This window comes from Nocardia rhizosphaerae (assembly GCF_042650365.1).
GTDB classification, from domain to species: Bacteria; Actinomycetota; Actinomycetes; order Mycobacteriales; family Mycobacteriaceae; genus Nocardia; species Nocardia rhizosphaerae.
This window is the reverse complement of record NZ_JBHSBA010000009.1, coordinates 63,032-76,793: the sequence shown is the minus strand read 5'-3', so window position 1 is coordinate 76,793 and position 13,762 is coordinate 63,032. Positions and strand designations below refer to the sequence as shown.

Below are 13,762 nucleotides of genomic sequence, written 5' to 3'. Positions count from 1 at the left end.
GGCGATGCCCACCGTTTCGTCCATCCTCGCGCGGATACTGGAAAAGCCCGTCACTGACGGGGAGAAGCTGCTCGACAGCGCGCTGTCGGCGTTTCTCGACTTCGGGATAAAACGCACGAGCATGGGCGAGATCGCCCGGCGGGCCGGGATCAGTCCGGCCACCCTGTATCGCCGCTTCGAATCCAAGAACGACCTGGTCGAAGCGGTGGGGGTGCGAGAGGCGCAGCGGTATGTGGCCGAGATCGACGAGCGGGTGCGGGCCGTGGCCGAGCCGGGCGAGCAGCTCGTGGAGATCTTCGTCGCGTTCGTCACGACCATCGCGGGCAACGAGCTGCTGCGCCGGTTGCTCAGCACCGAGCCGGAGATCATCCTGCCCAAACTCACCACCGAGGCCGGTCCCATCCTGGCGGTCGGGCGCGGCTATCTCGCCGACAAACTGCGCGAATTCCAAGCGGGCGGATCGGCGGACTTCGATGCCGACCTGGTCGCCGAGATCATGGCCAGGCTCGGCCTGTCGCTGGCACTGACCCCGGACGGCCTCATCCCCCTCGACGACGCCGAAGCCGGTCGCGAATTCGCCCGCCGCACCCTGCTCCCGATGGTCGGCATCGACACCGGTCAGTGAGCAGGCACGCCGAACGCGGCGGCCACCGCCTCGTCGATCCCGGCCTCCGCACCCGGCACACCGTCCTCCACCACGCCGCGCACCCGCTCGACGACCGCCGCCGACGCGGGTCCGGCCGGATCCGGCAGCGGCAGTCTGGCCACGTACTGGGTGATCCAGCGCCGTCGCCCCGAATACAGCCGATTGCCGCACACCGCGTCGTAGAACCGCAGTCCCAGCGTCGAATTCGCCACGCCCATCAGCAGATACGCCAGTTCGGTCGCCTGCAGGCCCGCGCCGAGGTCGGTGAGTGAGATCCAGTAGCAGTCGCCGTTGACCACGGCGCCGGACCGGTCCAGCGCGAACCGTGGCCGCTCGCTGATATCGGGAAACACCAGTTTCGGCGCGCCCCACAGGTGCGGACGCTGCGGCACCCAGATCTCGAACCACTTCCGGCCGCCGTCGAGCACATACCTGCGCCCCGCCAGCACCTGCTCGTGTTCCCGTAGATACCTTGCGGCACAAGGAAATTCGGCGAGATCGATCGGTGTACGCCGCGGCTGAACGAGATCATAGGGGTAAAGCACCCTGATCCCGCGATCGGGGCCGATCCGCCATGGCTGCAGGTCGTGATGGGTGATCAGCGTGCGCAGCAGTTCCGGTTCGGGGGCCGGGTCCATCTGGTCCCACCGATCGGAGATGAACACACGGTCGGCGGTGGTCTTGATGCCGACGCGGATGCGGGCGGTTTCGCCGAAGGTGCGCCACGTGCGGCCGGCGATGGTGTCGAGCCATCGATCGAGGGCAGGTCGCGACATGCGCCACGCGGTGTCGAACCGATCGGGCTGTGCGCGTGCGGGTTCCGCGGCGGGTAGGGATCGCAACCCCTCCCGCGCAACCGGCCGCCGGTGCCACGCCGATCCAGCACTCGAGCCCCGCCGCGGTGGCCCACCGTCCACCGGCGAAAGGAACCGTGCGCGCTGATCATCGTCCGCCGACGCTGCCTGCCGAGCTGTTGTCGGCACCACATCCGAGTCCGGCTCCGCACCGCTTTCGTTGCCACGCGCGATCATCCGGGTGCCGAGCGCCCCTTCGGGTAGCTCCCGCCGCTGCGGCTGCGAAGCACCGGTCATCAGCACGCCCACTTCGACGGCGAACACCCGCCCGCCCTCGCCGACCAGGCACGCGTCGTCGCCGGCGAGCGCGTCGAACAGCGTCGTCGCGCAATCGGGTTCGGCGCCCGGCTCCTCGTAGACCGAGACGTAGCGGCACTCACCGGTTCGCTCGGCCCTGGTGGCGACGGTGATGGCGGGCAGGACGGCGGCGGCGAACAGTTTGGTGTCGCCGAGGTCGTAGAGCTCGGCCGGGTGCAGGTCGCTGGTGAGAATCCGGCGCAGATTCGCACCGGCCTTGGTGGTGAGAAACCGGTTGGCGCAGAGCAATCCGAGTACCCCGTCGGCGGCGAGCAGTCGCGGCGCGACCGCGACGAACGGGTGGGTCAAGTCGATCCGCCCGCGCAGCCCGAACTGTTTGCTCAGCAGCTGCGCGGTGGCGCCGCCGAGCTGCTGAGTCCGCACATAGGGCGGGTTGCTGATGACGAGATCGAACGATCCCTCCGGGATGCGCGCCGACGCGGCGAGGAAATCTCCTGCCCGGCAGTCGATGTCCACACCCGCGGCCGCGGCCCGCGTCACCGTCGACGCGACCGCGCGGCGGTCCAGGTCGTAGCCGGTGAGCCGTACCGTGACGCCGGGCCCGGCTTCCCGGTGCACCGCGAGGAGCAGTTCGCCGTCGCCGCAGGCCGGGTCGAGCACGCGGAGTTCGCTCACGCGTGGGGCGTGCCGCAGCGCCCGCCGCGCGAGGAACCGGGCCAGGGCGGTCGGTGTGTAGTGCCTGCCGTGCCGTTTACGCTCCCGCGCATCGCGGACCTGCGAAGCCATGCGCTCAATTGTGCCCGCTGCGGCCCTCGTCCAGGGGTAGGCGCGAGGCGCGGCCCCACGCCGCGAGTGCCAGGTACGCGGCGACCACGTTCATCCTGGACGCGTCCGGGCCCATCGAACGCCCTGATCGGGACGGCACCATGATGGATTCGGCCAAGCGGTGGGGTGCGCTCGTTCGCCGAGTCGGCATCAACGGGGTCCACGGTCGCGGGCGGGTTCCGCGCGTCCCGGCCGACTGCTAACCTGGTCTCGAAATGAGACTAGTTCTCCGCCGTCAGCAAGGGAGCCGGGCGATGACGCCGACCGAACACGAGACCGACGATTTCGCGGCGCTGCTGCGCCTGGCCGAACAGCGGTGGACCTGTCGGCAATTCCGCCCCGACGAGGTCGAGCGCGCGACGATCGAGCAGCTGCTGAGGCTGGCCAATCGCACGCCGTCGTGGTGCAACACCCAGCCGTGGGAGGTCGTCGTCACCAGCGGCGGGGGAACCGAACGGTTCCGCAAGGAACTGCTCGCCCACATCCAGACCAACGGCACCGCACCGGATTTCGAGTTTCCGGCCCAGTACGCGGGCGTGTACCGGGAGCGCAGGCGGGCGTGCGGATTCCAGCTGTACGACAGCGTCGGCATCGCCAAGGGCGAGCACGAGGCAACGATGCGTCAGATGGTGCGCAATTTCGAGTTCTTCGACGCGCCGCACGTCGCGATCGTCACCACCGAAGCCGATCTCGGGGTGTACGGCGCCCTCGACTGCGGCCTGTGGCTGCAGAGCTTCCTGCTCGGCGCCCAGGCCCTCGGCCTCGGCGCCGCACCCCAGGCCGCCCTGGCCTCCTACGCCCCGTTCCTGCACGACTATTTCGATCTCCCCGCGCACCGCAAGGTCGTCTTCGGCGTCTCCTTCGGCTACCCCGACCACGCCCACCCCATCAACACCTTCCGCACCGCCCGCGCCTCCCTCGACGACCAGCTCACCTGGCACACCACCTGAGCCTTCAAGATCAACAGGCGATGGCGCAGAATCCCACTCGGCGAATGCTTGCGCCAGAGCTTGATGATCAGCCGTCCAGCTGGACTAGGGCCTGCGTCGAGGTCGGGCCGATCACGACGTCACGGCAGTCCGGCAGGATCCGGGGTCCGGCGGAACCGGGTGGGGATATCGGGATCGGCGGCTAGGCCGAGCGCGTGGCGGCGAGGCCGGGGCCGGGTTCGACAGTGATGTCGCGGGCGGTGAGCTCAGCGTCGCACTCGTCGCAGGTGAGGTGCGTGTGGGCAGCGCCGGTGCAGTCGCGGTGCCGGTACTCGACGGGCGGACCGTCCGGCGCCATATAGGTGTCGCCCCAGTCGCGGATCGCCATCAGGATCGGGTAGATGGCGTGGCCCTTCTCGGTGAGCCGGTATTCCTCGTAGGCCCCGTCCTCCGCGGGCCGCTTCACCAGGATCCCGTGCTCGATCAACCGATCCAGCCGATCCCCCAGCCTGCTGCGCGAAATCCCCAGCGCACCCTGGAACGCGTTGAACCGCCGCACCCCGGCGAAGCAGTACTTGAGGATCAGCAAGGTCCACCGATCCCCGAAGATCACCAACGGCCGGGTGATCGAACACGGCACCTCGGCCAGCTCCTCATACCGCACGCTGCCATTATGCGCCCCGCTCGCCCGTGGCCGCCGCGCACGCTGCCGAATCACCGCCGACGCGCATCTCCCGCATTGCGCACCGCTTCCCCACTTCGCGGCCACCTGGCCCGTCCCGGCCGCATCAGCGGGAGCGGCGCCATTACCGGTTCGTCCGGCGCCTTGCGCCACCCGCGATACCGCGAGTTCGACCGGCTCGCCCACACCGCGAGTTCGCTCGCCTCCGCGAGGTCCCAGCGCACCGGTCCGATCGCGGTCGCCAGCGGATCGGCAGGCCCGCTACAGCGGGATGTTCTTGTGGTGGCTCTTGCGGGCCGGGGCCGAGGCGAGCGCGGCGGCGAGGATGCTGCGGGTCCTGGCGGGGTCGATGACCTCGTCGACCACACCGATGGCGACAGCGCGTTCGACACCGCCGGCGATCTGCTCGTGTTCGGCGGTGAGACGCTCGTGCAGAGCTTCGCGCTCGTCGTCGGGGGCCGCGGCGAGTGCCTTCTTGTGCAGGATGCCGACGGCGGCCTTGGCGCCCATGACGGCCACCTCGGAACCGGGCCAGGCGTAGACGGCGGTGGCACCGAGCGCACGAGCGTTCATGGCGATATAGGCGCCGCCGTAGATCTTGCGCGTCACCAGGGTGACACGGGGAACGCGGGCCTCGGCGAAGGCGTGCAGCAGCTTCGCGCCGCGGCGCACGACACCGTCGAGCTCCTGACCGACCCCCGGCAGGTAACCGGGCACATCGGTGACCACGATCAGCGGAATGCCGAACGCGTCGCACAGCCGCACGAAACGGGCCGCCTTCTCGGCGCTCTCGGAGTTCAGGCAGCCACCGAGGCGCAGCGGATTGTTGGCGAGCACACCGACGGTGCGGCCACCGAGCCGGCCGAGACCGACGACCATGCTGCGGGCGTAACCGCCCTGCAGCTCCTCGAACGAGGACTCACCGTCGACATTGTCGAGCAGCTCGTGGATGATCGGCTTCACGTCGTAGGCACGACGCGGGGACTCCGGCAGCATCGCCTTCAGGTCGACGTCGCCGTGCGCGGCCGCCACCAGGTCGAACTCGCCCTGCTCGGCGAACATCGATACCAGGCGCCGGGCGCGGTGCAGCGCGTCGGCCTCGTCGTCGGCGGCGATATGGCACACGCCGGACTTCTTGAAGTGGGTGGTGGGACCGCCGAGGGTCGCCATGTCGACGTTCTCGCCGGTCACCGAACGCACCACGTCGGGACCGGTGACGAACACCCGTCCCTCGGGCGCCATGATGACGATGTCGGTGAGCGCGGGACCGTAGGCGGCACCACCGGCGGCGAAACCGAGCACCACCGAGATCTGTGGGACCAGACCGGACGCACGGACCATCGCCTCGAAGACCAGCCCTACCGCGTGCAGCGCCTCGACGCCCTCGGCCAGCCGGGCACCACCGGAGTGCCACAGCCCGACGACCGGGATACCGGACTCGATGGCGGTGTCGATCGCGTCGACGATGTGCTTGCAGCCCGCCACGCCCATCGCGCCGCCCATGACGGTCGCGTCCGAGCAGTAGGCCACGGTGCGCACACCATCGACCTCGCCGATGGCGGCGAGCACACCGGACTTGTCGCGCGGATGCAGCGGCAGCACGGTTCCGGGATCGAAGAAGCGCTGGAGCCGACCGAGTGGATCACGCGGATCGGTCGACGCGTCGTGAAACGCGGGAGCAATGATCGTCATCGCGTCCTCCTGTCTTGGTATGCCGAACGACCGGTGGGGCCGACCAATTCACTTGGCCGACCCCACCGGCGAGATCGGGTACTTCTCGATCGGCGGACTAGGCCCGACCGAAGGCGAGCGCGACATTGTGCCCGCCGAAACCGAAGGAGTTGTTGATCGCGTACTCGATTTCCTGATGCCGGGCCTGCCCGTGCACCACGTCGAGATCGATCTCCGGGTCCTGGTTGTCCAGGTTCAGCGTCGGCGGAACGACACCGTCCCGGATCGCGAGCACGGTGAGCACCGACTCGAGGGCACCGACGGCACCGATCGAGTGGCCCAGCGCCGACTTCGGCGCGTACACCGACGGGTGGTTGCCCACCGCCAAGTTGATCGCGTTGGCCTCGGCGGTGTCGCCGATGGGAGTCGCGGTCGCGTGGGCGTTGATATGGGTGATGTCCTGCTTGGACAGACCGGCGGTCTGCATCGCGCGGGTCATCGCCCTGGCCGCACCGGTGCCCTCGGGATCGGGGGCGACCAGGTGGAAACCGTCGGAGGTGATGCCGGCACCAAGCAGACGCGCGTGGATGGTGGCACCGCGAGCCTTCGCGTGCTCCTCGGTCTCGATCGTCATGAGCGCGCCGGCCTCACCGAAGACGAAACCGTCCCGGTCGGAGTCGAACGGCCGCGACGCACCCTTGGGGTCGTCGTTGCGCGTGCTCATCGCCCGCATCATGGAGAACGCCGCGATCGGCACGGAGTCGATGAAGCCCTCCACACCGCCGGTGACGACCATGTCGGCGTCACCCATCACGATCATCCGCCACGCGTTGGCGATGGCTTCCGAACCCGACGAGCACGCCGAGACCGGAGTGACCACTCCCGCCCTGGCCTTCAGCTCGAGCCCGACGACGGCCGACGGACCGTTCGGCATGACCATCTGAACAGCGAGCGGCGAGATCTTGCGGTAGCCGCCGTTCTTCAGCTTGTCGACCGAGTCGATCAGCGCGTCGCCGCCACCGAGGCCGGTGCCGATCGCGACGCCCAGACGGTCGGGGTCGACCTCCGGGCTGCCCGCGTTCTTCCACACCTCGCGACCGAGGACGGTCGCCAGGCGCTCGACATACGCCATACGGCGGATCTCGACCCGGCTCAGCAGGGTGTCGGGGCTGACTTTCAGGTGACCGCCGATACGCACCGGCAGGTCGTATTCCTCGATGAAGGAATCCTCGAGAACGTCGATTCCGCTCTCACCGTTGAGGAGTCCCTTCCACGTCGCATCGACATCACCCGCGATCGACGTGGTCGCCGCCATGCTGGTGACGACGACGTTGGGGAAATTCCCGTTCAAGGTGGAAGGAGTGGTCACTGGTTCAGCCCTACTCGGCGTCGAACTTGGCCTTGAGCTCCGCGGCGGCGTCGGAGTTCTCCGCCTCGAGCTTCTGGATGTAGGAGACAGCGTCACCCACGGTCTTCAGGCTGGCCAGATCCTCGTCCGGGATCTTGACGCCGTACTTGTCCTCGGTCTGCACAGCGATCTCGACCATGGACAGCGAGTCGATGTCCAGGTCGTCGACGAAGGACTTCTCGATGGTCACCTCGGAGGGTTCGATACCCGTCACCTCTTCGATGATCTTGCCGAGCTCTTCGACGATCTGTTCCTGGGTCAGAGCGGCCACTTTGGTGGCTCCCTTCTTGTTCTCGTTTGTAGGGTCTGAACGGTCCCGCACCTCGTCGTGCGCGACCGCCGGGGGGAAAGCTAGCCGGAGACGGTCAGCTCGGCCAACGCGGGGAGGTCTTCGGGGGTCTTCAGCGCCAGATTCGGCGTGCCCTTCAGTTCCCGTTTGGCGATTCCGACGAGGGTCCCCGCCGGAGGCAGTTCGGCCACGGCCGACACACCCGCCGCGCGGACGGTCTCGGTGCACAGGTCCCAGCGCACGGGGCGGGTGACCTGAGCCGCGAGCTTGTCGATCGCGTCGGCGCCCGAGGTGACCGGCTCGCCGTCGAAGTTCGACAGCAGGGTCCGGACCGGGTCGCCCGGCGTGATCTGGGCGATGGCCTCGGCGACAGCAGCCTGAGCCGGGGCCATGAAGGCGGTGTGGAAGGCACCGGCGACGGGCAATGCGCGGACCCGTGCCTTCTCCGGCGGGTTCGCGGCGAGCTCCGCCAGAGCTTCCATGGTGCCCGCCGCCACGATCTGGCCGACCGCGTTGCGGTTGGCCGGGACGAGATCGAGTTCGGCGAGCCGGGCGAGCACGGCGGCTTCGTCGCCACCGAGCACCGCGGACATGCCGGTCGGCTGCAGCGCGCACGCCTTGGCCATCTCCCGGCCGCGGATGGCGGCCAGGTTGACCGCCTCGTCGGCGGTGATGACGCCGGCGACCGCGGCCGCGGCGAATTCGCCGACCGAGTGTCCGGCGACGATGGTATCCGCCGGAATCGTCTCGGGGGCGATTTCGGCGAACGCGAGCAGTGCGGCCGCGACGACCAGCGGCTGGGTCACCGCGGTGTCGACGATCTCCTCGGCCGTCGCGGTGGTACCGAGACGGACCAGGTCGAGGCCTGCGGCCTTCGACCACAGCTCGAGGCGGTCAGCCGCGCCGGGAACGGCGAGCCAGGGCGTGAGCATGCCGGGTGTCTGGGACCCCTGTCCAGGGGTGAACAACGCGATCACCCCCTAAGAGAACACTGTGACCCCCGCCGCAAGAGATGTCGGCGCGAATGAAGCTTTCGGACGCGTTTTGTAGGGGTCCCACAAAATCCGAGGTGGGGTGTCGGGATCGACCGATTCCCCAATCTCGTTACAGGGGCTCGTAGCCCACTGGGGAAGGCGAGGTTTCTGTGACTGGGGGTGACGATTCGTTATGGGTTCGTGTCAAACGACCCACTGTCGCCGCGATGCGGAGCACATACGCGTCCCGCGGATTCATCGGATCACGTCCGGTGATCTCCCCGATTCGTTTGAGTCGGTACCGAACAGTATTTGGATGGACGTACAGCTGACGCGCGCATGTTTCTACTGCGCCGCCACAATCGAGGTAGGCGTCGAGTGTGTCGGATAACGAAGATCCGGCAGACGCCAACGGGAGCACAAGATACTCGTTCAGCGCCTCTATCGCAGCTCTATCGCCCAGCAGGGCCCGTTCCGGTAACAACTCCGAGGCGTGAACGGGCCTTGGCGCGCCCCGCCAGCCCACCACGGCCTCCATGCCTGCCAGTGCCTCGATGGCGCTGGCGTGCGCGGCGCCGAGCGTGCGCATGGTCGGGCCGATCACCACCGGGCCGTCGGAGAACACATCGGCCAGCAGGTCGGCCAGGAACGGCGAGGCGATCCCCGCGTCCCCGAGATGGCCGCTGACCACCATCACCAGCCTGGCTCCCTGCACCACCGCCAGCGCGGCCCTGCCATGTCTGGAGGCGATGGTGTGCACCGCGCCGACGGTCGACACGCCCTGATCCGCGGGCGGCGTGCCGACCAGCACGGTGGCGGGCGCGGTGGCGTCCCAGTTCAACGTGGCCGCACGCGAGAGCATGTCGGGGCCGGTGTCGCCGCGCACGACCGCGTCGACCACCAGGGCCTCCAGCCTGGTGTCCCACGCGCCGCGCGACTCCGCCGCGCTGGCGTACACCGAGGCGGCCGCGAAACCGAGCTCACGCCCGTAGCGCAGCACCGCTTCGGTGAGCGCGACCAGCTGACGATCGTTGCGGGCCAGCGCGGGCAGCCACTGCTCGAAGAAGTCCATGGCCACCCGCACCATGTCCACCGTCTGGCGCAGCGTCAGCCGCCGCGCCAGATCCTGCGGAATCACCTGGAACGCGTCCAGACTGAACCGGATGTCGGAATCGGGGTCCTGCAACCACTCCAGGAAGTTCACGACCGCCGTCTGCACCAGCATCTGCACGCCCGCCCGCTGCGCGGCATCCAGATCGGCGAAGAACGGCAGCCGATCCTGCATCGACCCCACCGCCTCGGTCGACAACCGACCCGAGAACTGCTTGACCCGCTTGAGCAGCGTGTCGGGCAGCGGATCACGGGTCTGCCGATTCGGGGACAGCGCCCCGGTCGGCAGGTAGACCTCGTGTTCGCTGGTGCCCTCGGTGATCCGGCGGGGCCGCGGCGGTTTCCGTTCCACAGTCCTATCGTCCGCTACGCGAGTTCTTCGGCCGCGTCCGCACTCGGCTTCGGCGCGGCGGCCACGTCGTCGATGCGGTACTTCGCCGCCGCTTCCACCGCCTTCGCCTTGTCCAAGCTGCCGTCTTTGACCAAGCCCTCGATCACGGCGACCACGATCGACTGCGCGTCGACATTGAACACCCTGCGCGCGGCGGGACGGGTGTCGGAGAAGCCGAACCCGTCGGTGCCGAGGGTGATGTAGTCGCCCGGCACCCACTGCCGGATCTGGTCGGGCACCGCGCGCATCCAGTCGGTGGCGGCCACGACGGGGCCGCGCGCCGCCGCGAGCGCCCCGGTGACGTACGGAACGCCCGGATCGGTGTCGGGGTGCTTGAGCGCCTGGATCTCCTTGTCCAGCGCCTCCTTGCGCAGCTCGCCGAACGAGGTCACCGACCACACGTCGGCGGCCACGCCCCACTCCTGCGCCAGGATCTCCTGCGCGCGCAGACCGTCGGGCACGGTCACGCCGGAGACCAGGATCTGGGCGCGCATCTCACCCGCACCACCCGGCTGGTACAGGTACAGCCCCTTGAGCAGACCGGCCACATCCAGGCCCTCCGGCTCGGCGGGCTGCTGGTACGGCTCGTTGTACAGGGTGATGTAGTAGAAGATGTTCTCCCCGGCGAACGCGCCGTGCTCGGGCGGATTGGTGCCGGGCAGTTCGCCGTGCTCAGCTGCCGTGCCGCCGTACATCCGGCGCAGGCCGTCCCGGATGATGTGCGCGATCTCGAAGGAGAACGCCGGGTCGTAGGTCACCACGGCCGGGTTCGTCGACGCCAGCAGCAGCGAATGCCCGTCGTTGTGCTGCAGGCCCTCACCGGTGAGCGTGGTGCGCCCTGCCGTCGCGCCGAGCACGAACCCGCGGGCCAGCTGATCCGCCGCCGCCCACAGCCCGTCGCCGGTGCGCTGGAACCCGAACATCGAATAGAAGATGTAGAGCGGGATCATCGGCTCACCGTGGGTGGCGTAGGAGGTGCCGACCGCGGTGAACGACGCGGTGGAACCGGCCTCGTTGATGCCCTCGTGCAGGATCTGGCCGACGGCGCTCTCCTTGTAGGCGAGCATCAGCTCCGCGTCGACCGAGGTGTAGAGCTGGCCGTTGCGGTTGTAGATCTTCAGCGTCGGGAACCACGAGTCCATGCCGAAGGTCCGGGCCTCGTCGGGGATGATCGGCACGATCCGCTTGCCGATCTCGGAGTCCCGCAACAGCTCCTTCATCAGCCGCACCAGCGCCATGGTGGTGGCAACCTTCTGCTTGCCCGAACCCTTGCGCACCGAGCGGTAGGCCTCGTCGCCGGGCAGCGTCAGCGGCCTGGCGGCCGAGCGGCGCTCCGGGACGAAACCGCCGAGCGCCTGACGGCGGCTCAGCATGTACTGGATGGCCGGATTGTCCATGCCGGGGTGGTAGTACGGCGGCAGGTACGGATCCTTTTCCAGCTCGGCATCGGTGATCGGGATGCGCTGCAGGTCGCGGAAGTCCTTGAGGTCCTGCAGCGCCAGCTTCTTCATCTGGTGGGTGGCATTGCGGCCCTCGAAGTGCTTGCCGAGGGTGTAGCCCTTGATCGTCTTGGCCAGGATCACCGTCGGCTGGCCCTTGTGCGCCATCGCCGCCGCGTAGGCCGCGTACACCTTGCGGTAGTCGTGGCCGCCGCGCTTGAGGTTCCAGATGTCGGCGTCGGACATGTTCTGCACCAGTGCCTTGGTGCGCGGGTCACGGCCGAAGAAATGGTCGCGCACGTAGGCGCCGTCGTTGGCCTTGTAGGTCTGGAAGTCACCGTCGGGGGTGGTGTTCATCAGATTCACCAGCGCGCCGTCGCGGTCGGCGCCGAGCAGCGCGTCCCACTCGCGGCCCCAGACCACCTTGATCACGTTCCAGCCCGCGCCGCGGAAGAACGACTCGAGCTCCTGGATGATCTTGCCGTTGCCGCGCACCGGGCCGTCGAGACGCTGCAGGTTGCAGTTGATGACGAAGGTCAGATTGTCGAGCGCCTCGTTGGCGGCCACCTGGATCAGGCCGCGCGACTCCGGTTCGTCCATCTCGCCGTCGCCGAGGAAGGCCCAGACGTGCTGGTCGGAGGTGTCCTTGATCCCGCGGTCGTGCAGGTAGTGGTTGAACCGCGCCTGGTAGATGGCGTTCATCGGGCCCAAGCCCATCGACACCGTGGGGAACTCCCAGAAGTCCGGCATCAAGCGCGGGTGCGGGTAGGAGGGCAGTCCGTGGCCCGGACCACCGTGGCTGTACTCCTGCCGGAAGCCGTCGAGCCGGTCGGCGCCGAGACGGCCCTCGACGAAGGCGCGGGCGTAGATACCGGGCGAGGCGTGGCCCTGGATGAAGATGCTGTCGCCGCCGCCGGGGTGGTCCTTGCCGCGGAAGAAGTGGTTGAAGCCCACCTCGTAGAGCGCCGCCGAGGACGCATAGGTGGAGATGTGGCCGCCGACGCCGATGCCGGGGCGCTGCGCGCGGTGCACCATGATCGCGGCGTTCCAGCGGATCCAGGCGCGGTAGCGGCGCTCCACCTCCTCGTCGCCGGGGAACCACGGCTCGTTCTCGGTGGGAATCGTGTTGACGTAGTCGGTGGAGGTGAGCGCGGGAATCGACACCCGGCGTTCACCCGCCCGCTCGAGCAGCCGCAGCATCAGATACCTGGCGCGGCCGGGGCCTTCGCGATCGAGCATGGCATCGAAGGATTCCAGCCACTCGCTGGTCTCCTCGGGGTCGATGTCGGGAAGATACGACGCGACGCCCTCACGGATCACCCGGACGCGTTCACCGGCCGGTCTGGTGGCGCCGTCGCTGCCCGCGACGGGTGCCGCAGCGGCGGGATCGTTCGCGGAGTTCGCGGACACAGGGTGGATCAGGTCGGTCAAATCTGCTCCTCGTACAGGGGGCTGAACTGCTTGTTGGCGTCGCTATCCCCGGGCCTGCCCGCTTGGTGTGCGGGCCACCCGCTACGAACGTTTCGGGCGCACCCCCATCCTTACCGAAAAGGTGGCGCAGGTCATCCTCTCCGAGCGGGTACTGCCCGGTATCCCCCGAACTCACCGCATCGGGCGCCGGATGTGACCGCCGCCCTCGGCGACCACGGGCGAATCCACTAAATTCTGTGTCGGGAAATCCGGCTCGGTGAGTGGAGAGGGATCGGGGAACGATGAGGGTGCTCGACGTGCGTCGCCTCGGCGTGGCCTGTGCCGCTGTCGCCGTCACCGCGGGCCTGGTGGTGGCGGGTTGCGGCAAGCAGGTTCCAGGCACCGCGACCACCGACGCCGCCGAGGTCGCCACCTACCGGACCGAGGCCGCCGCGTCCTCCTCGGCCGCCGCCGCCTCGCGGGCCGCGGCCGCCCAGGCCAAGGCCATCAGCGACAACTGCACCCAGTTCCCCACCACCACCGGCGCCGGTGTCACCGCCTACAACGAGTTCGTCACCGCGCACGACAGCAACGCGCCCGACTACGCCGACAAGCGGGAAGCCGCGGCGGGCACGCTCGACAACGCCGCGACCAAGGTCGAGACCGGAGTTGTCGCGGCCGCGGGCGCGCTGCCCGCCGATCTGGCCGAGAAGTTCACCGCCTATGTGGTCGCCGCGCGCGAGCTGTCCGCCGAGACCAGGAAGATGACCTACAGCTCGCAGGTGGGCCGGCTCAACGAGGCCAGCCGCAAGATCAACACGGCCCGAACCGACGTCCACGAGGCGTGCCGGAACCGCTGAATCCGGCCCGCCGACA

Annotated in this window: 12 protein-coding genes; 3 read left to right on the top strand and 9 right to left on the bottom strand. The window is 68.8% G+C overall.

Annotated elements, in window-relative coordinates; translation table 11 throughout:
- Positions 1 to 4: 4 nt before the first annotated feature.
- Entirely contained in the window at positions 5 to 625 is a 621-nt protein-coding gene (locus tag ACFOW8_RS19235; protein ID WP_378552215.1) for a TetR/AcrR family transcriptional regulator, read from the top strand.
- On the opposite strand, the gene ACFOW8_RS19230 is transcribed toward ACFOW8_RS19235, so the two are convergent.
- Entirely contained in the window at positions 619 to 2,544 is a 1,926-nt protein-coding gene (locus tag ACFOW8_RS19230; RefSeq protein ID WP_378552213.1) for an Eco57I restriction-modification methylase domain-containing protein, read from the bottom strand. The two genes, ACFOW8_RS19235 and ACFOW8_RS19230, sit on opposite strands and share 7 nt — an antisense overlap.
- 4 nt (positions 2,545 to 2,548) lie before the next feature.
- A complete protein-coding gene (locus tag ACFOW8_RS19225) occupies positions 2,549 to 2,701 on the bottom strand; it encodes a hypothetical protein (protein WP_378552212.1) in 153 nt (50 codons plus the stop codon).
- Between the two features lie 136 nt (positions 2,702 to 2,837).
- Here ACFOW8_RS19225 and ACFOW8_RS19220 point away from each other — a divergent pair, with 136 nt between their 5' ends.
- Positions 2,838 to 3,533, top strand: coding sequence for a nitroreductase (locus ACFOW8_RS19220; RefSeq protein WP_378552211.1), 696 nt, complete (start codon positions 2,838 to 2,840; stop codon positions 3,531 to 3,533).
- Positions 3,534 to 3,714: 181 nt separating this feature from the next.
- Here ACFOW8_RS19220 and ACFOW8_RS19215 read toward each other — a convergent pair whose 3' ends face one another.
- From ACFOW8_RS19215 to aceE, 7 genes are all read right to left on the bottom strand, one after another.
- On the bottom strand, positions 3,715 to 4,176 hold the full coding sequence (locus ACFOW8_RS19215) for a winged helix-turn-helix transcriptional regulator (protein WP_378552210.1): 462 nt from the start codon (positions 4,174 to 4,176) through the stop codon (positions 3,715 to 3,717).
- Positions 4,177 to 4,455: 279 nt separating this feature from the next.
- Positions 4,456 to 5,886 (bottom strand): acyl-CoA carboxylase subunit beta, encoded by a 1,431-nt coding sequence (locus tag ACFOW8_RS19210; RefSeq protein WP_378552208.1) that lies wholly within the window; start codon positions 5,884 to 5,886, stop codon positions 4,456 to 4,458.
- Positions 5,887 to 5,983: 97 nt separating this feature from the next.
- A complete protein-coding gene (locus tag ACFOW8_RS19205) occupies positions 5,984 to 7,234 on the bottom strand; it encodes a KasA/KasB family beta-ketoacyl-ACP synthase (protein WP_378552207.1) in 1,251 nt (416 codons plus the stop codon).
- Between the two features lie 10 nt (positions 7,235 to 7,244).
- Positions 7,245 to 7,544 (bottom strand): meromycolate extension acyl carrier protein AcpM, encoded by a 300-nt coding sequence (acpM, locus tag ACFOW8_RS19200; RefSeq protein WP_019046010.1) that lies wholly within the window; start codon positions 7,542 to 7,544, stop codon positions 7,245 to 7,247.
- Positions 7,545 to 7,624: 80 nt separating this feature from the next.
- Positions 7,625 to 8,539 carry an ACP S-malonyltransferase gene (locus ACFOW8_RS19195; RefSeq protein ID WP_378552205.1) on the bottom strand — a complete coding sequence of 305 codons (915 nt, stop codon included), beginning with the start codon at positions 8,537 to 8,539 and terminating at the stop codon, positions 7,625 to 7,627.
- A gap of 127 nt (positions 8,540 to 8,666) precedes the next feature.
- Complete coding sequence (locus ACFOW8_RS19190) at positions 8,667 to 9,968, bottom strand: PucR family transcriptional regulator (protein ID WP_378552312.1); 1,302 nt, start codon at positions 9,966 to 9,968, stop codon at positions 8,667 to 8,669.
- A 44-nt stretch (positions 9,969 to 10,012) separates the two neighbouring features.
- Entirely contained in the window at positions 10,013 to 12,907 is a 2,895-nt protein-coding gene (gene aceE, locus ACFOW8_RS19185; protein WP_378552204.1) for a pyruvate dehydrogenase (acetyl-transferring), homodimeric type, read from the bottom strand.
- A gap of 281 nt (positions 12,908 to 13,188) precedes the next feature.
- Here aceE and ACFOW8_RS19180 point away from each other — a divergent pair, with 281 nt between their 5' ends.
- Positions 13,189 to 13,746, top strand: coding sequence for a hypothetical protein (locus ACFOW8_RS19180; RefSeq protein ID WP_378552201.1), 558 nt, complete (start codon positions 13,189 to 13,191; stop codon positions 13,744 to 13,746).
- Positions 13,747 to 13,762 lie beyond the last annotated feature (16 nt).

What these genes read in the sequence shown, in the direction of transcription:
- ACFOW8_RS19235 (WP_378552215.1), top strand. Translation starts at nt 5, where the DNA reads ATGCCCACCGTTTCGTCCATCCTCGCGCGGATACTGGAAAAGCCCGTC.
- ACFOW8_RS19230 (WP_378552213.1), bottom strand. Translation starts at nt 2,544, where the DNA reads ATGGCTTCGCAGGTCCGCGATGCGCGGGAGCGTAAACGGCACGGCAGG.
- ACFOW8_RS19220 (WP_378552211.1), top strand. Translation starts at nt 2,838, where the DNA reads ATGACGCCGACCGAACACGAGACCGACGATTTCGCGGCGCTGCTGCGC.
- ACFOW8_RS19210 (WP_378552208.1), bottom strand. Translation starts at nt 5,886, where the DNA reads ATGACGATCATTGCTCCCGCGTTTCACGACGCGTCGACCGATCCGCGT.
- ACFOW8_RS19180 (WP_378552201.1), top strand. Translation starts at nt 13,189, where the DNA reads ATGAGGGTGCTCGACGTGCGTCGCCTCGGCGTGGCCTGTGCCGCTGTC.